Below are 20,892 nucleotides of genomic sequence, written 5' to 3'. Positions count from 1 at the left end.
GACTGTTATTACATCGCATTCGGCCACCTCCACATACTAGTTAACCTTCAATAGACGGCCTGTTAACGCTGGAATGGTGATGGTGGTTTTCTCACTACCAGTCACTATTTCTTCATCATTAAGCAAGTCGACCAACTTGCTGGTTGCCTTCACTTTGCTCATATCCAACTCGAAATTCTGCGAGTCGGTAGAGGCATTCAATACATACACTACCTGCTGATCGTTGTACTGCTTCAGATCTGCATACACAGTCTCGGAGCTCAACAGATTGCGACGCTTACCTTTATACAGCGCAGGGTTGGCTGCACGTACTGCCATCGCCTTGCTGAGCCAGCTCTTCAGATCTGCTTGATCAGCCGTTAGCGTAACGTCAGTTACACCATCAATCTTGGCACTCGAGCGTGCGACATGATCATCACACAATCCTTGCGTCGAACAGTTATCTTCCGATTTCAACTTGGTCGCAAAGTTGGCAACTTCATCACCAATCTCATCGCCGTAGTAGAAAGTAATCGGGCCAGACCAAGCAGTCATGAAGCTAAACGCAGCCTTATGACGCTTGAAGTACTCACCCTTGTTACCACGCTGGATCAAATCACCAAAGCGCACCAAGTCATGATTGCCCAGCATCAGGTTAGGCATTGCATGATAAGGATAGTTTTCGATCTTGTTCCAAGAAGCATTGATCTCAGTAGCATTACCTGAATTACCTGACTCTTCGACAGCCAGCGCTTTCACCAACCCGTATCGCAACGGGAAGTTAAACGCCGAAGAAAGAGCCGGCTCTTTATTAGTGCCGTAGGTAGTGGACGCAATCTCACCCGCCCCTTTCCAGACTTCACCAACCATGTAGCCCAGCGTACCCCAAACTTTACCAGCCGTCTTATTCTCTGCCGATGCCGCTTCTACCGCTGTACGGATTTCACGCCACTGGTCAAGTGGTAACTGATAGGCCTGATCCAAACGCCAGCCATCGACGTCATACTCTTTGATCCAGTGAGTCGCGACCTCCTTGAAGAACTCCATGCTGTTACTGTCTGGGTAGACCACCAGCTGTCCCGCATAATTGTCATCACCAGCTTTAAGTGTCGGTAGCTTGCCTGTTGGCGATGGTTTAACCGTTACCTTGTTGGTGTGACCAAAGACCCCGTCAAGGAATACATACATGTCCTTTTCATGGGCTTTGCTGATCAACGTTTTCAGTTGCTCATTAGTACCGAAGTTCGGATCGACATTGAAGTAGTCACAGGCAAAATAACCAGTCGCATCAAGTTTGAGATCCCCCGCGTCACCAGCACAGGAATCAAACACCGGCGTCAACCACAGAGCATTTACATTTAGGCTCTTGATGTAATCAAGGCTGTTAATGACCCCTTGCAGGTCACCACGGTGATGGGACGTACCGTAACCTTCACCATAATCAGCCTTGCTGTCGCCATCAACGAACGATTCAACCATGACCTGATACATCCGCAGCTCACAGGCTTTGTTGTCACCGCCGTAACAAGCAAAGTCTTTTCCGGTATTTTTCACCACTAACGAAGGCTTCTCCTTGTCACTGGCATCAAGTACAAACTGCCATAGCCCCTGCTTCGTTACCGTAATACGGATGTTTTCTCCTTCCTTCTCAAAACTGACCGAGCCATCACCGGCTGACACTTTGTCGAAGCCCAAGTTCACCGTACTCCAATCACTTGAAGCGATCTTGAAATCATAGACACCCGGTTCGAAGTAACGCTCCAACGCATATTTTCCGTCACCGATATATTGCATAGCGGCATCTTCGCCCCAGCTATTGAAGCTACCGCGAACCAGTACTTTTTCACCACCGTACGGTGCTATTACCACTGGTTTGCTTTCGCCACCTAGCCCTTCGCCCTGCTCACCGCTCTGAGGTTTAACAAAAACCGCTGCAGTCAGTCCAGGCACATTAAAGGTACCATTGCTAAAGCTCGACTGAGTGATCTTGCTATCGCTAGAGCTCGCCATCACTGGATGAAGTTCAAATCCGCTAGTACCAGAGAGCGTTACCGATTGAGCTTTGATGTTTGCATTGATCACCACGACCAATGCCTGATAGTTAGTATCAAGATCAGCGCCGGCTTTAACGCCGTCATCAACACTCATAACAATCACTCCCGGCACAGACGCAGAGCCCGTATTATGGAAGCGAACCCGTTTTACGACTTCATCAGCACTGATCAGTTTCAGTAGTGGCGTAGTCGAGCGGATCTTCAGCAGTTCCTTAAAGCGAGCATCAGTCCATTCAATATCTTGCGGACGAGCCTTGGCATTTGGGTTATTGATGATTGTCTTGATTGCATCCCAATTATCCTTGTCTTTGTCCGACCGAGGCAGGCCGACATTCCAGTTATTGGTTTGCTTGCTAAAATCAACCTTGTTGTACCAGTCACCTGAGTCGTAACTATCACGCTCCATTGATTTAGAACGTAACAACTCCGAGCCCATATGCAAGAACGGTACACCCTGCCCAAGCATGACAGGAGCCAGGCCTATAATCTGCATCCGGGCCCGATCCTCAACCGAAACATCTGGTGCAGCTTTATACTGGTTAAAATCCCATAGTGTTTGGTTATCGTGCTTAGAAACGTAGTTAATTGATTCCTGCGGATCCAAGGTATAAGCCGCACCTTGATCGCCGTACTTAAAGTCGCGACCGCTCACCGTTACACCCGTCGATGTCTCCAGAGGATATGCCTGAAGGTTACCGGCCATACCGTAACGGATCAGATCCATTTTCGACTTCAAGTCGGCATCGAATCGATCACCAGCATTGGCAAAGCCCGGCGTTTTCAACAAGGCATCACCACTATCAAACGGACCGCCGCCACGCACACCGTCACGCAAGCGATCGTTGTAAGTACCAATCCCCGTTCCTGCCATCGGCCATTGGGTCGCATTCTCACCGCGTGCGCCATTCGCCACTTCACCAAAGTTCCAGCCTTCGCCGTAGAACCAGTTATCCTGGTCAATGGTTTTTACCTGTTCATAAACTTTCTTCATGCTCGATTTCATCAGGTGGCCCATCAGATCGAAGCGGAAACCATCAATCTTATAGTCCTGAGCCCACATCATCAGACTGTCACCAACCAGCTTCTCGAACATCCGGTTTTCAGATGCAGTGTTGTCACAACAGGTCGTATTTTCAACGGCTCCCGATACCGGATTTAGGCGGTGGTAATAGCCTGGAACTGTTTTATCCAGCACCGACTTATCATAAAGGCCCGAAGAGAAGGTGTGGTTGTATACGACATCTTGAACAACCCGGAACCCAAGTTCATGCAGTTTCAGGATCATGCTACGGTATTCTTTGATCCGGCTAACACCATCACTCTCTACTGCATAACTACCTTCCGGAGCGCTATAGTGGAAGGGATCATAGCCCCAGTTAAAACTATCTAACGGACGAATATCCGCCAGTAAGGCCTGAGCTTTATCGGTTTTTGGATCAAGAGCCTTAAGCAGGTCAAGAATTGTCGACGAGCGCGAAGTCCCGTCGCTGCACAGGTTGGCCTTGGGGTTTACACCACAGAGTTTGTCGACCGTATCGTTAAGATCTACACGCTTAGTCGCATCTTCCTGAATAGATGCCAAATCATAACTCGGCAGCAGATGAACAGTCGTTAGTCCCGCCTCTTTGAGGCTCTTAAGATGACTAACACTGTCGCGTTCTTCTTCGCTAAACGCTAAATACTTACCGTTATATTCAGGACTTCCCTTGCTATCGCTAGCACTGAAATCGCGAATATGAAGCTCGTAAATAATATTATCTTCCGGGTTTGCCAAAGTCGGGATCATCTGTGTATCCCAGCCCGACGGCTTAGTCGCCTGATCAGAGAGATCAACCAGCTGCGAATAAAGGCTAGAAGTGCTCAACGACAAGGAGTACGGATCAGTAGTACTCATCCATTCGATATTGCCGGTTTTAGGGTGATAAGCTTTTACTCGGTAGCGATAAAACACATTTTTCAGGTCGGAACTACCTTTGTGACGCCAGATCCCGGTCGCCGGATCCTCGCTTAACGTGATTGGCGATTCAGCCAATAATGATTTATCTGCACCATAAAGATACAGTTCTACATCGGTAGCCGTTGGTGCCCACAAGGCAAAATTTGCCTCGCCAGAATCAATCCATGACCCAAGACGTGCCTCATCGGCATCTTGTGCACCAGCAGTGTAGATAGTATCAATCACTCCCGGTATTTGGACCTTGGTTGCGGCAACAACCTTATTGTTCTCATCAAGAGCAACTGCGATAAGCTGCTGCTTCAGCAACGCTTTGGCTTTTTCGGCATCTGCATCAAGAGTGAACGCCGTACGACCGGCAAGATGTGGGAATTTATCGTTTTGGATCACGCCAGAATTGGTCAACGTTGCACGTTTGAAGCTGTCAGGCTTACTGATATCACCATTGCCCTTGTCACTTGACCAGAGCTCATAGCTCTTCGCCTTATCACTTTCTAACCAGGCAAAGGTGGTTAAATCCAACCAGTGAGCAGAGGCACCTGACAATTTCACCGGCACTTCGGTAACGGGTTCATAATACAGCGTGCTGTTGCCATCAAAGGTATAGATCTTGTCACCCTTCGAGAAATCAAACTGCAAGTCACCGCCACCAAGTGCTTTGCTATCACCTTTATGGAGAATAAAATTCATACAACTCGAATGGCCGGATTTAAGCGGCAGCTTATAAACCGCACCGTATTCGTTGCTTACCTCAGAGACTGGGAAAGGTTTTCCCCATGACACATCAGTCAATGCACTGTCGGCGATACTGTCACAACTTTCGTTGTTCCAGATATGCAGACCCCACCCGTCGTAATTTCCGTCTGCACGCTTATAGTGGATCACCGCTTCAGTATATTGGGGAGCAGGCTTATTCGTTGTATTATTTGCGTTTTTCGGTTCAGGGTCGATACTATCAGGAATACCATCACCGTCATCGTCACTTGAAGCAAAATCACCGAGGCCGTCGCCATTGGTATCAAGGCTTTCAAACCTATCTCGCGGGAATAAGTCTTGCTTATTGCTTGCCCCATCGTTATCGATATCAGGATCATCTGCATCCGCAATCTTGTCGCCGTCGAGATCTGCAGGCTGATCAGCTTTATCTTTACTGCTGCTGCCTAAACGCTCCTCGTCAGCATTCGACCAGCCATCACCGTCCAGATCTAATGGTGTCGACAGCGCATTTTTCGGATCACTCCCGACCTTTAATTCATCAGTATCTTTAAAACTATCGTTATCGTCATCAGGGTCATCCGCATCGGCCAGCTTATCGCCATCAAAGTCAGAAGGGATAGATTGTGGATCATACGGGTCGCTTTCCAGGCGCAACTCAACGCTGTCATTATAGCCATCATTATCATCATCGAGATCGGCATGATCGCCGATAGCATCTTTGTCAAAATCAGCGCTTTCTTTCGGATCATTCGGGAAGAGATCGATGTCATCGGCAAATCCGTCGCCGTCACTGTCATTGGAAACAGCTGGTTTTCCATCTTTGCCCTTCACCAAGGTTTTATCTTTCAGGTTCGGCACCTGATTGTTCTGCCGCTGACTCTCGATTTCCTTGCCGAGCGCTGATGCACCTTGTGACAATACGGCTTTCTGCTCAGCAATATCATTAGTACCTAACTGCTCTGGTAACAACTGAGCGATCGAACGTGCTGACTGGGCAACAAGAGTATTCTTTGAAGCGATATAATCTTGCTCTGGATTCAAATCAGGCTGTGCCAGCTCACTGCGCACTGCCGCCAATGCTTCCTGCTCCGAGGCACCTTCGGCAATTTTTAGTCCGATCATCGTTGTTACCGGACTGATTTTTTTATATCCCTTCGGCGCCATCATTACATAATCACGAGTGACGGTTATGCTAGGGTTATCCTCATCAATAGTTTGCCCTTTAAGCACCTTTGTCATCAGCGGATAGTGCGCCGGATCGCCAGTGAACTTGGTCAGATCCAAAGTTGCTTTACCTTCAGCGCCGGTCAGCGCCTGCGGCTCGTTCGCATCAAGCTTGAAGTTACCATTCACATCCAGCCAAACTTGCGCCTTTTGCAAGTAGCCATCCATCGCCTGGACACTTAGGTAGGTTGTCGGGTGAGTTGATTCATCATCACCGCAACCAGCCAAAGCACCAAGCGATGCTAGCGCAACGGTCAGCTTTGTTAGGTTCGTTTTCATTGTTATACCCATTGATTAGAAAAAATGGCTCCGGTGAAAGTCCATCCTTTTTCGTCCAGGAAAAAGAAACAGCGCACTGATCACCTTTACACATATAGGGAGGATATAAGAACAAGGAAAAACATTACCTCACCCTATCAAAGGGCTTGCAGGGGGATGAGGCGATGGGCGTAGAAACCGAAGTGTTGATGAGAATCACTAATTGTTCATCATTATCTTTTATTGATTTACAGAACAAACCCGCAAAACGAGATGAGCGTCACTTTTAGTTCAACTCTGCGTGTAAAAAATGAAATTAAATAACATTTTGAAAAAATCAGAGTTAATTGCAAAGTTGTGCAGGTAATCAATAAAGGTACAAATAAATACCAAGTACTGCCTTTATCTGCCGCTATCGATATTAATCGTTCAAATAAGCAGCTAATCAATAATTATAGCGTCGTTAATTAGCCAAGTGTGCTGTTCACCTCGTACAGTGCCAATACAATGTCATTCTTCATATTCTCTAGAATACTGTTATCATGCTTTATCTTACTCATTCTCAATCACAACATTACAGGCAATGGCCTTTGTTGGGAGTTACCAGTGCCAAGAGTTAGCCAAGCTGTTGCAGCTATAACCAGACAAAAAATCATCGATGCATCTTTTGATATTGCGATGAATGAAGGCTTTGACTATCTGACATTCAGTGCAATAGCCAAAAAAGTTGGTATTGCCCGCTCTGGTATCAATGCACACTTTAAGTTAAAGGCTGATTTAATCAACGAGCTAAAGCCATTATTTTCTGAGATTATTGAACGCCCTCTCATCTTTACGTCACCTGATGCTTTCTTTACGTCTTGGATATATGCAATCCACAATGATCAGGAGTTTGTCAAAGCAATCCGGCACTCAGGTGCAATCACCACCACAAAGATGGGGTATGCTGGGTTATTTGCTAGAATTTCTGGTGAGCCAAAGGAAGTGGAACGCTGTATCTATCTGAGCCTAGGTTATGCCGTTGTGCACCTAAGCGAGGAAGAGCCAACTAGCAACGATCTTGCGTAATATAGAATATCCCCATGATTTACTGACACCCCATGAATGCTATTGCTGTTATATAACAAACAACCATGGGGCGACAAAAAATTACATACAACAATGTTTGTGTTAGTGGCTAATAACAGCTTACGATGAGCTCAACTTACGCACCTTTGCCATCTATCCCTATTAGCAAGCTTCATAACTTTGCACTTCGTTACAGGCACCGACCATTTCAACGATTTCACGATGGGCCTTACTGGCGAGTAAAATCTGCTGACCTTTTGGCAATGACTCCAAACTGTCTGATTGTATGAGTTCGTTTAAATGAATATTAAAACGCTCTCTGACTAGGTCACAAAAAAACTCACGGACAAAATCTCTGTTATGAGGATTAATATACGCTTTGCCTAACAGATGCCTAAATGCAGCAATAAATTCACGCTGACTAATATCTAGCTGCTGCCATGCTTCTTTAAAATTATCGTACCGCGTAATGGTATCTGTATGATTTAGCGAGAAATCGATAATAATATTTTCTCTAGCCTCATCGATCCCATATAACAACGCCTTCAAGTGCTTCCTTGCTCGCTCATCCGTAAAATTACCCTTCATTTCTCCGTTTGAAAGTCCTTCAACGAAAAAATGTATACACAGATTCATATTTTTTACCTTTTAATATAAACGCTTAACAGTTAAAAATCGCAATAACACTTGATTTTCAGCCAATAATGGAAGCTCATTACAGCTAAAGAGGAAAGAGGAATTCTTTGCACAACAATCAACCTTAAAGAAACTGCTTTATGCGAATACTATCATCATTAAGATGAAAAATAATAGTCGCTGTACTTTATTTATCAAAAAATAGCTAAGTCCTCGCATCCAAACATCACAGTTTTCTTGAATTTGGCGGAGTGCTTCGAGGGTATTGCGGATTTGAACCCTAGATTTCAGGCATAAAAAAACCGCTGAATCATCAGCGGTTTTCTTGAATTTGGCGGAGCGTTCTGGGTATGGGGGATTTTCAAATCCCTATCAATACTCAAACTCTTTAAACGACGAAAACCCAGCATTTCTGCTGGGCTTTCTAATATGGCGGAGAGATAGGGATTTGAACCCTAGATACGCTACAAACGTATGCCGGTTTTCAAGACCGGTGCTTTCAACCACTCAGCCATCTCTCCGTAGTGCGGTGGATAATACTTAGCTCTTGGGCCATTGTAAAGTATCAACAGAGTTAACTGCTCAACAGATAACCACTTTTAATGACTTTATTCTCATTTTTATAGAGTTAGTATAAAAAACGACTAGTAAGCTCGGTAAATATACGCGAGTAGTGACAAACCATGCCTTTCTGTCCGCACTTAACCTGCACAACCGCCCCCAGGAAGCATTCTTACTAAAGGTTCGCAGGTGATCAACCAACAGCTTCTAGCGACCTATTTATCATGCTGCCGTTCAAAGATCACAACCTGCAGCCCGACAGCTTCTACGGCTGGTCACCAGAGCGCAGCGTTGCCTTTGGTCAGGATATGCTGACTGCAATACTGGCCGTAACCAACGATATTTAACAAGTTACAAATGACAAACAGGCTGACCATTGCTGGCCAGCCTGATTGCTTCCCTGGGTGTGTGAACAACTACATCAACCGGTATTAGCGATTAATCATTTGCTCACGCTCAGGACCTACCGAGATCATCTTGACCGGTACGCCCATGAGTTCTTCAATGCGCAGTACATACTTCTGCGCAGCAATTGGCAGGCTTTCGAACGTACGACATCCTGTAATGTCTTCACTCCAGCCTTCCATTTGCTCATAAACAGGTGCAAGCGCTGCTGTTTGCGGCCAAATTGGATTTTCGCTGTGCTCACCGTCGTAATCAACACAGATTTTCAGATCTGACATACCGCTCAGGCAGTCTACCTTGGTCAAGGCAATTTCTGTTGCCGCCTGAATTTCTACGCCGTTGCGAGTCGCTACAGCATCAAAATATCCCATGTCACGCGGACGACCGGTAACTGCGCCATATTCATTGGCAGATTCACGGAATGCATCTTGCTCTTCCATCGCAGTAATTAAGGTGCCGGTGCCAACTGACGAGCTAAATGCCTTGGCAACCGCAATTACACGCTCAGGACGAAGTGCTGGCAAACCGCTACCAATACCTGCATAGGTTGAAATCACGTTGGAAGACGTCGTCCATGGATATTCGCCGTAGACCAAATCACGACCTGCACCTAATTGTGCTTCGAACAGCAAGTTTTGATCTTTTGCCTGCAGTTCTTTCAGAGGCAGGGTAACGTTACAGATCGCATCGCGCCAAGGCGCCGAAACTTCAAGCAACCACTCGGTCATCTCTTCTGCCGTCTGCTCAAATTCAAATGACGGATACAACGCCTTAAGCTGTGGCAGTTTCCAGTCCAGCATAAACTGGATACGTTCACGCAGTACTTCAGGCTGCTTGAGCCAACCGACCAAGATACCTTTCTTCATCACTCGGTCGCCATAAGCGGGTGCTATGCCCTGACGTGTCGAACCATAAGCCCCATCACCCAAGCGCTCTTCTTCTAGTGTGTCTTCAATAGCGTGGAGTGGAAGACAAAGTGTCGCGCGGTCTGAAATACGCATGTTGACGTTAACGCCAGCCGCTTTTACTTCAGCCAATTCTTCGGTTAATGGCGCCGGGCTGATCACCATGCCTGGGCCTAGCACCGCAATACAGTCAGGATTAAATACGCCGCTTGGAAGCTGGTGCAGCTTGAATGTACCGAAGTCATTCACCACGGTATGACCTGCATTATTGCCACCCTGGAAACGAATGCTCGCTGAAGCCTGATCGGCTAAATAGTCAACGATACGGCCTTTACCTTCATCACCCCAGTTAGCACCAACAACAACAATAGACGACATGATTTACTCTCCTCAAAAGCGATGCCACTATCCTATGCCTCGATTGGAAATAAGAAAAATTAATAATCGTTATCACCTTGATAAGAATTCCATATGGGATTATTTTGAGAGCAGCGTAGAATATTGCGAGCTAATATCACCTCGAGCTTCTCATCCCCACTACTAATCACAGGATCCCCATGTTAGATATTCACTGGCTCAACACCTTTGTGACCCTGGCCCGGTTGGAGCATTTCGGCAAGACGGCAACCGAGCTACATATGACCCAGCCTAATGTCAGCCTGCATATTAAGCAGCTAGAACAAGCCACACGGGTTAAACTGATTGAGCGTAATCCTTTCAGACTGACACAGGCTGGAGAACGCCTGTTGCAAAGCGCACAAAACACGTTGATGGAGCTGCAAGTTTGTCAGGCCGATCTAAATGCTATCAATGACTTGTGTCAGGGAACTCTGACCATCGCCGCCAGCGATATTATCTCGCGACTCTTGCTGATCTCGCCGTTCCAGTCTTTCAAGCAGGAGTTTCCCGGTATCGATCTGTCGTTGCTCAATACCACCTCGTCACAAGCCGCCGAGCTGGTCAAAAGTGCCAAGGCTGATCTGGGATTTGTAATGGCGCAAAAAGAAAGCCAGCCACTGCATTTCACCGAGCTACAACAGGTCAAATGGTGTGCGCTCGGCAATGGGTTACAGGGCTGGCAACAAGGCTTGCGAACAGACAATCAGGAAGAGCCCACTCTTATTTTACTCGGTCACGATACCCGTACCCGTGATCTGCTTGATTCTGCACTACCCACACTCAGCCTACCAAAGTACCGGATAATGGAGGTCGGCAGTGTCGATGCCCAAATCGACTGGGCGGAAGCGGGATTCGGGGTAGCGATAGTGCCAGAGTTCTCTCTCCACCCCAAGCTCAACCTACAAACGACAATTACACCATTACCTGATTTTCCAACCACCAGCCTCGGCTATATTGTCAGGCAAAATCAGGTACTATCTCGGGCAATTAAACAACTATTAAACTGGGTAAACGAAGAAATTGTCCAATCGCAGCAGGTGCAATAGTGCATGGCTCTGTTGTATTTCTGGCATCATTGCTTCTGATGGTCGTATCGTTGAAGGGATATACCACATTCAATACGTCAATGGGTTTAGTTGTTTATAGAAAAAATAGCTAGACCATTTCTGTGATGTCGAAAAAAGACGAAACCGTCCTAGAGTAAAAAATCCAACAAGGTTAATTCAAATTAGAAGAGTATCTTGAAATGTTGAAAATCTGTAGGTTATTTTTGTCATGAACTGCACCTGTTTAACCAGATGAAAGATTGAACATATTTGGATCAAGTAGATCCTCATACAAAGCCTACTTAAGTGCATAAACTCCTGCTAGCTATTCCAACGATAATGCCTGTTCATGGGAAATAGACTTACCGAAAAGACGAAACTCAATACCCGTTTTATCTACACTGATTTTGAGATGAATACGGTTATCTTTTAAAGCGATATACAGCCGCCGTTGAAAATACAAATACTCCCTCGCCTCACGACGAAGACAACATACAGCCTCCTCGACAATTGGTCTCAAGGTATTAAGCTTCGTCACTGTTACTAACATTCCATCAGCAGATATGTTCTCAAGTTGTCCCCACGAGCACTGCTGACCAATACCAAGAAAATCTCTTTCTAATTCATTCTCAGGAATGAATTTCCAACATCGAACATAAGGAAAATAAACCTTGTAGATAGTGTTGATGCTTCGGTGTTTTCGATAAACACCTTTAACGATCCCTTTATGGACAAATTGGTGTTTGATCCAATCTGGCTGCAATTTGTGACAATCAAAAAAATAAACTTCGTTTCCAATCGCATATTTGGAATCAAATTTATTTACTGTTTCAAGTTTCCCACATTGGAGTAATGGCCTTCGGATCATCGACAAGTTCTATCCTATGAGTTCTTTAGGTTATGTTTCATGGCTAGGACAACTTTGTCGAACAGTTCGATCTCCTTTGCACTTAACCCTTGTTTCATTATATCGCCAACCAAAGTTTCTTCTGTTGCGACTTTGGCTAGCAAGCTCTCCCCGAGAGAAGTTAGCTCTATCAACTTACTTCGTTTGTCTTGTGGATTAGGTAAAAATTCAATCCACCCCTTCTTAGCCATATCTTTAACCACCAAAGAGATTTGTGATTTATCTCTATCTAAACCTTGCCCGATAGCATTTGCTGTACAGTGATGGGCTTCTTGAATAAGCCGCATACACTGAATATGCATGGCATTCAGATTTAACTCTTTCGTCCCTACCGCCTTTTTCATTTTAGACCGATAGAGTTGCATTAAATCAAATAAATTTCTCGCATTCGCATTAACCACAATAAAGCCTCAACTGATTAATTTGTTTAAGTAAATGTGCTTCACTAGTGTAGAACGCCCACTTCTCGATTTACTCATCAGCGTATCATACAAGCATGGTGTACATTTTAAGAATGTAGTTGACAATGTCAACCACATGATCAAATCTAATATTGTTTTCGATGAGCTATCACGATGTGTGACTAGAGAGCCGTCACCCACTTAACCATTATTAACATAGGTATATTATGGATCTATTTCATCTATTCGCGGGCAACGAAGCGATGTCAGCAACCATTGCAATTATGGCATTCTACGCAGTAGCTACTGTCACTTTTGGTGTATTTTACATGTGTGGTTTCCTAAAGGATTTTCAGGTACTCCCTACCAATGCACAAAAGGTGGGAAGAATCTTCGCGATCATTGCAGGCTTTACACTGTTCTTTAGTGGCATGGGGAAAGTTATTGGTCTTGCTCCAATGGAAGCTAACTTTACTCAATACAACCTACTTTATCTATTCAAATATACGGGTGTGATGGAAGCGTCTATTGGTCTTCTCGTTGTTTACCGACATACTTATAAACTAGGTGTTCTATTCGCGATTGCTCTTTGTGGCGGTGCTATAGCGACTCACCTACCAACCACTGCTGACGGTTTTGCTTGGGCAATTCCCTCTGGCTCAGTGATGGCAATGCTATGGATTTCAGTATTTCTTTACACACCCGAAACGTTTCCAAAATGGTTGACTGAAAATAAGTGGGCTAAGCGTATAACTGATTTTTAAGCCAACCATGAACATAAAGGGCGCTACGGTTATCGTCATATTCACTTAACACTAATGCAGAGCTTAAAAAATGCCGATGAACTGATAGAAAGGATTGAAGAGTATATCGAGTATTACAATACGAAACGGAACGAATTAAGATAAACCTAAAAGGCCTGACCCCGATAGAATATCGAGAGCAGGCCTTAAAGCCACTTAACTAAAATGTCCAACTTACTGGGGTCACTTCAGATGATCGGCTTTTTCGTCAGTACAGATCTTTACTGTAGCTTAAACTTACTCACCAGCGCTCCCAACTGGGCATTGGCTGCCGCCAAGTCTTGCGTACTATCTACCGTCGCTTGTCCGTTTTGAGTCAACTCATGGACCATATCGCGAATATTGCTCATATTACGGCTGACTTCTTCGGTTACCGAGCTCTGTTCCTCGGAAGCTGTCGCTATTTGAGTGCTTAAATCATTGATTTCTACAATCGAGTTAGTCATAGCATCCAAACTGTCTGTTACATGAGCTGTATTATCAGCCGTTCGTTCACAACTTCTTTTTGTCACTTCCATTGCGGCAACAGCGTTAGCTGCATCCTGCTGCAATTTCGTTAATATCTCATTGATTTCCGCAGTACTCGTCTGGGTACGGGCAGCTAACGAACGCACCTCATCGGCAACAACCGCAAAGCCTCGTCCTTGCTCACCAGCACGTGCAGCTTCGATAGCAGCATTCAATGCCAGCAGATTAGTTTGCTCGGCAATTTCACCAATCACACCTAAGACACTGACAATTTGCTGAGTATTCTCACTCATAGTATTAATACTTGATGATGCTGTACCGACTTCATCAACCAACGAAATCACACTGCTAGATGCCTCAAGCACTGTATCTTTTGACAGCATCGCTTCATCATTGGCTTTCTGTGTATTTTCAGCCGTCTCCGTTGCACTCTGGGCAACAGTCTCAGCCGTCGAGCTCATTTCTGTAATAGCCGCAACAACCTGATCTGTCTCAGAAGCATGGCTAATTAACGCGTTGTTATTTCGCTCTGACTGCTGATTTAGTTGTTTAATCCCATCTGTTATATGAGTTGATGCTTGCGAGATCTCCAATATCATAGATTGCAAATAAATAATAAAATTGTTAACCGAGTTTCCGATATCACCCACCTCGTCATTAGAGGTGATTTCAATACGTGAGGTTAGGTCCGCTTCACCAGTCGATAAGGTATCAATTCGAGCTTTAAGCTCAATCAGGCCTTTAACTATAGTATTAATTGCCCACCATACGACCAACAGAGAAACAATCAAAAGTACAGTGGCTGTCACGATACTTTCATACACTTTATCATTAAAAATCTCAGCCGTGGCTTTGGTCAATCCATCCTTAATGCTAACGATATCACTCTCATAAGCACCGGTAACAATCGTCCACCCCCATTCAGGGAAAACTTTTCTGGCATAGGTGATTTTATTTTCAGTTTTTTGGGTCGTCGGATTTTCATAGGCAATTTTAACAAACGCTTCAGATTTGCCCTTCATACCATTGGCTATTTTAGTGGTCGTAGAAAGGGCCGTACCCACAATAGATGCTTTAGGATGGGCAAGGATAGTGCCATCTTGATCTTGTATCCAAAAATAACCATTTTGCCCATAAGCCGTTGAGCTTACTGTATTAATGGCAGCCTGAAGCTCGTCTTTGCGCAAGGTGCTGATATACTCACCGGTGGCAATTACCAAGTTTAACGGCTTAAAGTAAAAAGAGACGGTCAGCTTTTCTTCAATTGTGTTGGTTGCCGGGTTTGAAAAATAATAGCTGGTAAACCCAACAGTATTGTTTTTGGCTACATTAACGATATTTCTAGCATAATAGATGCCTTTCTTATCCGTTGCATCAAAAGAACTGGTTCCGATGATACTGGTATTAATCCCGTTGGCCTTGTTAACTATCGATGTAGCATCATAGGCAAAAAGATAACGGCCATTATTCCACAAATACCCATTAATAAATGCATAAACACTGGCTTTTGCTTCGTCAACAGAAGCACTGTGAGCATAAATACTATCAATGGTCTTTCTAAACTCATCAATTTCAGTCGCAAGCTCTGCCTTAATATTTTCTTGCTTTGAATTTTCATAATAGCTAGCTAGAGACTGGGTAACTGTATCAACCTGACCTTTTAAATTGTCATTTAATAATTTTTCCACCTTATCACTGACATTATTCTCTTCAGCCCTGAGCACCGATTCTTCTGTGTTAATCAAACTGAAAATAAAAAATGCACTTATAATAAGCATAGAGGTGCATACAATAAGCGTCAGTTTCGCTTTTATTGTTAAATTCATCTAAATAAGCCTTTATTTTACTACTTTTATGGCGGGTATTAATGCCAATCTGGCATCTATCTTTTGTCATATAAAATTATGACATAGGATGAATAACTGACACAATGAAACTCATGTTTTTGATACATTACTGTTAACTTACTCACAATTAGTAGCATATAATTGTCACCCTTTTTGGCATACGACAATAATTAATTAATGAGACTCTCAGAGTAAATCGATTTACGGTGATTTTAGTAATGAGGTTTATTTTAATAAATGAGACATTTTATGAATAAATTGTAATATTATATTTGCAGTAAATTTAAAAAACTCCTTATTTTATAAAACACATGACGTCATCAGATACAACGCCATGTGTTATTCAAGCCTAAACAGAGTTACGCTTTTGACAGCTTAAACTTCTGCCAAGGTTTAATTTGCTCTAGGAAACACAAATTGGTATCGGTTACACGGCCAATGACATTACTGTTGCCATCATTTTCAAAATCCACCAAAGCAATATGCAGCTCACCTTTATAACGTGGCGAATTCACATTCTCGAGGATTACATCTCCCTTACAGATTGTGCGGGCATTTTTCTCTGGGATCACTGCATCTTTAAACTTAAGACGAGGCATGGTGGAGCGAATAGTATATTCTCCACAATCTCCTCGAAAGAAATGCAGCTCTTCAAAAACAATAATTTCTTCATCGTCATTCAGCTCTACTTCCAGCTCGATATCTAGCGTTACTAGCCCTTTGTGTAACTCGCCCAGCTTCTTCAGCTCCTCTTCACTTGGGAAGCAGTTGGCAATAATTACATCATCAACCAGTCCGGTATAGAACAAATCTTTGGCTTGCACATCAATAGGCAGGTCACGGTGCTCTTCGATGGTACACAGTCCATCGGCCAACGGCCAAGGTCCTTTTGCATCTTCAACACTCGAACCAACGAAAGCAGCAACTCGCAAGCCATGCTTTTTATAAATCTTAGATCCGGCAATAAAGTGGGCACGGGTCAAGCCAGAGCGGCGTTTAGGATAGAAATTGTGACAACCTATCAGGTAATCGGTATCTGGATGGAAAGACAGGATGTTGTCTAAGTAGCCATTTGCAACACTGACATTAAGCTCGATTTTCAAGCCATATGGATTAAACGTCATCAGGGCTTCTTCATTACCTGTGAACCCTTCATCCAAACGAATACCGTCAACCCCCATCTCATTAAAGAAGCTCAGGTCTTCGTAGCTAATTCCAAGTTCCTTAAAAATACACGGCGCAACATCAGCAATAACTTCAAAACCATGCTCTTTGGCGCACAATACCATGTCCTTAAATTCTGAGATGATCTGCTCTTTATTACCATCAACAGACAGTAAACAGGTAAAGATACGGCTAAAGCCATATTTGGCCGCAGTTTCGATATATTCTTTATTACGCTCGAGACTTGCCAGCTCAGGATAAACGGATATACCCAACTTTCTCATTAATTCTATTCCTTAATTTAACTGCTTAATTTTCAAAATTATCAACAATGCCTGTTGCACTTATTGTATGGCTTCATCGCCCCTCAACCAGCCCTGTATTTACCAACCACAAACCAAAATAAACACATGACAAAATAAGATTTTCAAGAGATTAATTTTTGAAAACAGTTTGTCCTGAAACAACAAAGATCACAATTACCATCAAACCCGGACAATGGTAAACGCGCATTTCTTCGGGGCAGTTCGCAACTATATAAACAATGATGCACGAAATTACATAATTATCAGTTTATTGTTAGTTAGATAAATGGAGTAGTGCTCAAGCAAAAAAACTCTGCCACACTTCAATTGATAATGATTATCATTGACACCGACCACCTTTATATGTACGTTAGCTGCCCCTTACAGTTAATTGCATTGAGCAGTAATGATCTCATTTAATGCTTTATCAAAGCGTAACTTGTGTGCGGTGTTGGTCAGAAGAAGGAACCTGTGATGTCAAATAAGGAAATTCAACTTTTTTGCCGTGATCTCAATGTTTATCTCATGGAGAGATTTAGCTACAAAACCTGCCCAGCCACCTCAAATATGTTCACTGTTGATGCCAGCAGGAAGCTCTTTGATTTATATTTTAGATTTAAACCTAATACTGACTTGTGGAAACCAGATACTATCGTAATTGCAAAAATAGGTTTTAAGCATACCCGTATAGGGCACGGTACGGATTTACTTAAATTTATAGTTAAGGTGTCAAATAAATATCAAACGAATAAAGTCGGTATCGAAGGTGCCAATGACAATTTAGCTGATTTTGCAAAAAAATTGGGTTTTAGAAAAATTAACAACAAACAATGGATTATTGACATAACTGAATTAAAAGTGAGTCTGGAAAAAACTTGTCATAAAATAGTCATTTGAAAAAGGGGCTACAAAGCCCCTCTTACTTAGCATTAATCTTCCTGAATTTCACAATCCGGGAAGGCATCACGAAATGCCTGTGGTACGGCTACCGATTCATAATCACTGCCATAGCCTGTCCGGTAGTCTGGCTGGCTCGGACGACGGAAATCTAATCGTTTCAATTTCTTGAGTTTGAACAGTACCTTAGGGAACTCATCAAAATGGTTATAGGATAAATCCAGCTCTTCAAGCTCGGTCAGCTTGACCAATTTAGCCGGCAGATCCTCAAGGTGGTTAAAACGAAGACTCAACTTAGTCACATCGGTATACAGCTCAATGCCAAATGGCAAAGCACCGAGATAACAGTTGCTCAAATTTAGCTCGGTAATTTTAGACGAAACCGGCAAGGTCTTCGGCAGACGGGTTTTAGGTTCTCCCAACATATTCTGGTGCTGCATATAGATATCCGGAAAACGATGACTATCAGTCATCCGCTTTTCGCTGGCACCTTCTAACTGACCATTGAAACCACAGCCTTTATTCCAGTTCAGGCACTCCCCTTCAACCAATTCACTAATGATGGCAAGACGCTGAGGTGAGTCTTCTTTCTGCGTAAGGATCAATAACAGGCCTTCTCCGTAACGGTCAAAATAGTGCTTGGCAAAATCAAAACAAAGTTCTGGCCCCCATTTTTTAAGCTGGCCCTTAAGCTTTTTGAACATAGGCCCTTCACCTACAACCCAGCCTTCACCGTTATCGCCCCGTACCGTATTAAATAAAATGCGATCATTGACTGCCATCTGGAATAATTCACTGCCATGGCCCGCCAACAGAGCCTTGATCTGGGCACGAAGGCCGTTGTCTGAAGTCATCTTGAGGATCAAAAACAGCGGCATCAACATTGCGCTGGTAACACCACCCTGAGCCAGCATCTCAATCGCAACCCGATGAGATGCTTCATCCGGTGAATTCAGCATTTCCAGCACGCTGTCAATCATGCCGCTATCCACGGCACTTTCCTGCTGCAGAAACTGTGGCGCTTCCTGCTGAAAAAACTGCTGCAAGGCGGTATCGTCAACCAACAGGTGCTGTTCAGGATCAATCGCTGCTGTACCTTTCGGATTGCTACCAAGCAGAATATGAGTAACCTTATCATCCAGCTTTTTGCTGATGCTAAAACCAAGCTCAGCCGACTTGGCTTTAATTTCCGTCGATTTGAAGCTACTGCGACCGCAAATAAATATACAGCTATTACTGTCCAGCGGACGCTTGGCCACGGATGACTCGGCTACCTGTCGCAACCATGCCAACACCTGTTTTTTAAACGGTGTATAGCGTCCCTCCATAAAGGTCAGGTAGAAACGCCCATCCATTGTTGGCAATTCACGAGGGAATTTAAGCGGAAATAACTGTCGCCAATAATTACGTTTTTGGTCTGCCGTCAGGTCAGCATTAATTAATATCGCCAGCTGTTTTTGTAGCATCTCACTGCGACGTCCGCTCTCATACAGACTAATTTCAACGCTACTCCCTGATGGAAGACCGGCAAGAGCATCAAGGTTATAACCTTCTTCTTCAGGGTTGATCGTCAACTCCAGAGACTTGAACGCAGGCAGAGTAAGCAACCCGCTCAACTCCGGCGGATTCGCCGGATATCGGTTCATAGAGACATCGTCGATGAATACCTTCTCAAGCGAGCTCATTGCAGAGAGATCACCAAGCGTCTGCAATCGACACGTTTGAATAGTGAGCTGCTCAACCTGACTCAATGTCCGGATTGCAGGGTGCAGTTCAGTACCATCGCAATGATATAAAGCCAGCTCTTTAAGATTCGGTAGCTGTGGAAATACCGCTGAATCCATCAAACCTTGAATATAGCCTAGTGACAAACGTTGTAACTTGGAGCAAAGATTGAGAAAACCCAAATCATCAATGGAAACACCAAATAAATCGATCTTTTCAAGGGCGGGCTGCTTTACCTGTTCTAAGCCGCTCATTACCCCTTCGGCATTACTCAACGCTAACTCTGTAACCGTCAGCTCATCATGTAACAGACAAGCGATGTTACATGGGCTGTTGCTCAAGTGAAGAGACAAACGATCAACACGCTTCAGTTGAGAAAACAGCCCAGCCGGCAAGGATGGCGTCGGCTTTTTGAGCCTAATTGTTAGCTCATCGACAGAAAGCAGATTCCCGAACATCTTTTCCGGCAACGTCGCTGCCGTGATGTACACCTCCAGCTTGCTCATATGTGGAATATCACCCAACATGCTATCGGGCAAACCATCCACACAAGGCAGCGACAGTCTCAGCTCATCCAGACTATCAGGCAAGCTTAACCGCTTCACCGAAAGCTGAGTATCCTTGTCGAAATGATAGCTTTCATCATTAAGATCTAGCTTACGCAGGGAGTTGACAGCCTTAAGATCGATATCCAACAATTCCACCGATGGTAGATCAAAATTCACTGATTCAAGCACCGATGCCGATATCGCCTCAAATACCAGAGACTTGCCTTGTACGGACACTTTCAAGTGAGTCAGCTTAGGAAGATCACCAAACACACTGAGATATTCCGCATCCAGCACTGAAGAAATATTCACTTTTTCCAGCTGAGAGAGATTGGCAGGATCCACTCCCTCTAGTTTTACAGAGCAACCTCTTACGATCAGTTGCTTCAGAGCAGGAAAATGAACGAAAAAGTCAGCATCGATTAATCGGCTCTTGTCTGCCCTATAACTGTAACATTCGATCTCAATCGAATTCAGACCGGGAAATGCCTTAGCAACATCGCTCCATTCCGGCTTTTCTTTCTTGCACTCATATTCCAGGTGGGTAACATCGGAGTGCACCTTTGCCAGCATTTCTTCAACGTCATAATCATCCAGACAAGCATTCGTCACGTATTGTTC

13 protein-coding genes, 1 tRNA gene and 1 pseudogene are annotated in these 20,892 nt (G+C 44.2%); 6 read left to right on the top strand and 9 right to left on the bottom strand.

The window, feature by feature from the left end; all coding sequences use genetic code 11:
* Positions 1-36 precede the first annotated feature (36 nt).
* Entirely contained in the window at positions 37-6,207 is a 6,171-nt protein-coding gene (gene pulA / locus EDI28_RS08970) for a pullulanase-type alpha-1,6-glucosidase (protein WP_128783496.1), read from the bottom strand.
* 585 nt (positions 6,208-6,792) lie between these two features.
* Here pulA and EDI28_RS08965 point away from each other — a divergent pair.
* Positions 6,793-7,254, top strand: coding sequence for a TetR/AcrR family transcriptional regulator (locus EDI28_RS08965; protein ID WP_128783495.1), 462 nt, complete (start codon positions 6,793-6,795; stop codon positions 7,252-7,254).
* Between the two features lie 162 nt (positions 7,255-7,416).
* Here EDI28_RS08965 and EDI28_RS08960 read toward each other — a convergent pair whose 3' ends face one another.
* Both EDI28_RS08960 and EDI28_RS08955 read right to left on the bottom strand, forming a co-directional pair.
* Positions 7,417-7,890 (bottom strand): hypothetical protein, encoded by a 474-nt coding sequence (locus EDI28_RS08960; protein ID WP_128783494.1) that lies wholly within the window; start codon positions 7,888-7,890, stop codon positions 7,417-7,419.
* Between the two features lie 430 nt (positions 7,891-8,320).
* Positions 8,321-8,411, bottom strand: a tRNA-Ser gene (locus EDI28_RS08955).
* A 264-nt stretch (positions 8,412-8,675) separates the two neighbouring features.
* Between EDI28_RS08955 and EDI28_RS27535 the strand changes: the two genes are divergently transcribed.
* Positions 8,676-8,798 carry a carboxypeptidase family protein gene (locus tag EDI28_RS27535; RefSeq protein ID WP_164918513.1) on the top strand — a complete coding sequence of 41 codons (123 nt, stop codon included), beginning with the start codon at positions 8,676-8,678 and terminating at the stop codon, positions 8,796-8,798.
* An 84-nt stretch (positions 8,799-8,882) separates the two neighbouring features.
* On the opposite strand, the gene EDI28_RS08950 is transcribed toward EDI28_RS27535, so the two are convergent.
* Positions 8,883-10,139, bottom strand: coding sequence for an adenylosuccinate synthase (locus EDI28_RS08950; protein WP_128783493.1), 1,257 nt, complete (start codon positions 10,137-10,139; stop codon positions 8,883-8,885).
* 179 nt (positions 10,140-10,318) lie between these two features.
* Between EDI28_RS08950 and EDI28_RS08945 the strand changes: the two genes are divergently transcribed.
* Complete coding sequence (locus EDI28_RS08945; protein ID WP_128783492.1) at positions 10,319-11,206, top strand: LysR family transcriptional regulator; 888 nt, start codon at positions 10,319-10,321, stop codon at positions 11,204-11,206.
* 325 nt (positions 11,207-11,531) lie between these two features.
* Here EDI28_RS08945 and EDI28_RS08940 read toward each other — a convergent pair whose 3' ends face one another.
* Both EDI28_RS08940 and EDI28_RS08935 read right to left on the bottom strand, forming a co-directional pair.
* Positions 11,532-12,080 (bottom strand): hypothetical protein, encoded by a 549-nt coding sequence (locus tag EDI28_RS08940; protein ID WP_128783491.1) that lies wholly within the window; start codon positions 12,078-12,080, stop codon positions 11,532-11,534.
* Between the two features lie 8 nt (positions 12,081-12,088).
* Positions 12,089-12,514 carry a MarR family winged helix-turn-helix transcriptional regulator gene (locus EDI28_RS08935; protein ID WP_128783490.1) on the bottom strand — a complete coding sequence of 142 codons (426 nt, stop codon included), beginning with the start codon at positions 12,512-12,514 and terminating at the stop codon, positions 12,089-12,091.
* Between the two features lie 227 nt (positions 12,515-12,741).
* On the opposite strand from EDI28_RS08935, the gene EDI28_RS08930 reads away from it, so the two are divergent.
* A complete protein-coding gene (locus EDI28_RS08930; RefSeq protein ID WP_128783489.1) occupies positions 12,742-13,278 on the top strand; it encodes a hypothetical protein in 537 nt (178 codons plus the stop codon).
* 39 nt (positions 13,279-13,317) lie between these two features.
* Positions 13,318-13,481, top strand: a pseudogene (locus EDI28_RS27310) (IS3 family transposase).
* Positions 13,482-13,538: 57 nt separating this feature from the next.
* Here the strand turns inward: EDI28_RS27310 and EDI28_RS08920 are convergent.
* Together EDI28_RS08920 and EDI28_RS08915 are read right to left on the bottom strand one after the other, a co-directional pair.
* Positions 13,539-15,611, bottom strand: a complete 2,073-nt coding sequence (locus EDI28_RS08920) for a methyl-accepting chemotaxis protein (RefSeq protein WP_128783487.1) — start codon at positions 15,609-15,611, stop codon at positions 13,539-13,541.
* A gap of 380 nt (positions 15,612-15,991) precedes the next feature.
* Positions 15,992-17,080, bottom strand: coding sequence for a DUF871 domain-containing protein (locus EDI28_RS08915; RefSeq protein WP_128783486.1), 1,089 nt, complete (start codon positions 17,078-17,080; stop codon positions 15,992-15,994).
* Between the two features lie 495 nt (positions 17,081-17,575).
* On the opposite strand from EDI28_RS08915, the gene EDI28_RS08910 reads away from it, so the two are divergent.
* Positions 17,576-17,998, top strand: coding sequence for a GNAT family N-acetyltransferase (locus tag EDI28_RS08910; RefSeq protein WP_128783485.1), 423 nt, complete (start codon positions 17,576-17,578; stop codon positions 17,996-17,998).
* Between the two features lie 32 nt (positions 17,999-18,030).
* Here the strand turns inward: EDI28_RS08910 and EDI28_RS08905 are convergent, their stop codons facing one another.
* Positions 18,031-20,883, bottom strand: a complete 2,853-nt coding sequence (locus EDI28_RS08905; RefSeq protein WP_128783484.1) for a BRCT domain-containing protein — start codon at positions 20,881-20,883, stop codon at positions 18,031-18,033.
* Positions 20,884-20,892: the final 9 nt, after the last annotated feature.

The sequence above is a fragment of the Photobacterium chitinilyticum genome (assembly GCF_004104355.1).
Taxonomy (GTDB): Bacteria; Pseudomonadota; Gammaproteobacteria; order Enterobacterales; family Vibrionaceae; genus Photobacterium; species Photobacterium chitinilyticum.
Note: the sequence above shows the minus strand (reverse complement) of the source record. Positions and strands in the feature narration are given on the sequence as shown.

Coding starts and splice junctions, on each gene's coding strand:
- pulA (WP_128783496.1), bottom strand. CDS start 6,207: ATGAAAACGAACCTAACAAAGCTGACCGTTGCGCTAGCATCGCTTGGT.
- EDI28_RS08960 (WP_128783494.1), bottom strand. CDS start 7,890: ATGAATCTGTGTATACATTTTTTCGTTGAAGGACTTTCAAACGGAGAA.
- EDI28_RS27535 (WP_164918513.1), top strand. CDS start 8,676: ATGCTGCCGTTCAAAGATCACAACCTGCAGCCCGACAGCTTCTACGGC.
- EDI28_RS08950 (WP_128783493.1), bottom strand. CDS start 10,139: ATGTCGTCTATTGTTGTTGTTGGTGCTAACTGGGGTGATGAAGGTAAA.
- EDI28_RS08945 (WP_128783492.1), top strand. CDS start 10,319: ATGTTAGATATTCACTGGCTCAACACCTTTGTGACCCTGGCCCGGTTG.
- EDI28_RS08930 (WP_128783489.1), top strand. CDS start 12,742: ATGGATCTATTTCATCTATTCGCGGGCAACGAAGCGATGTCAGCAACC.
- EDI28_RS08920 (WP_128783487.1), bottom strand. CDS start 15,611: ATGAATTTAACAATAAAAGCGAAACTGACGCTTATTGTATGCACCTCT.
- EDI28_RS08915 (WP_128783486.1), bottom strand. CDS start 17,080: ATGAGAAAGTTGGGTATATCCGTTTATCCTGAGCTGGCAAGTCTCGAG.
- EDI28_RS08910 (WP_128783485.1), top strand. CDS start 17,576: ATGTCAAATAAGGAAATTCAACTTTTTTGCCGTGATCTCAATGTTTAT.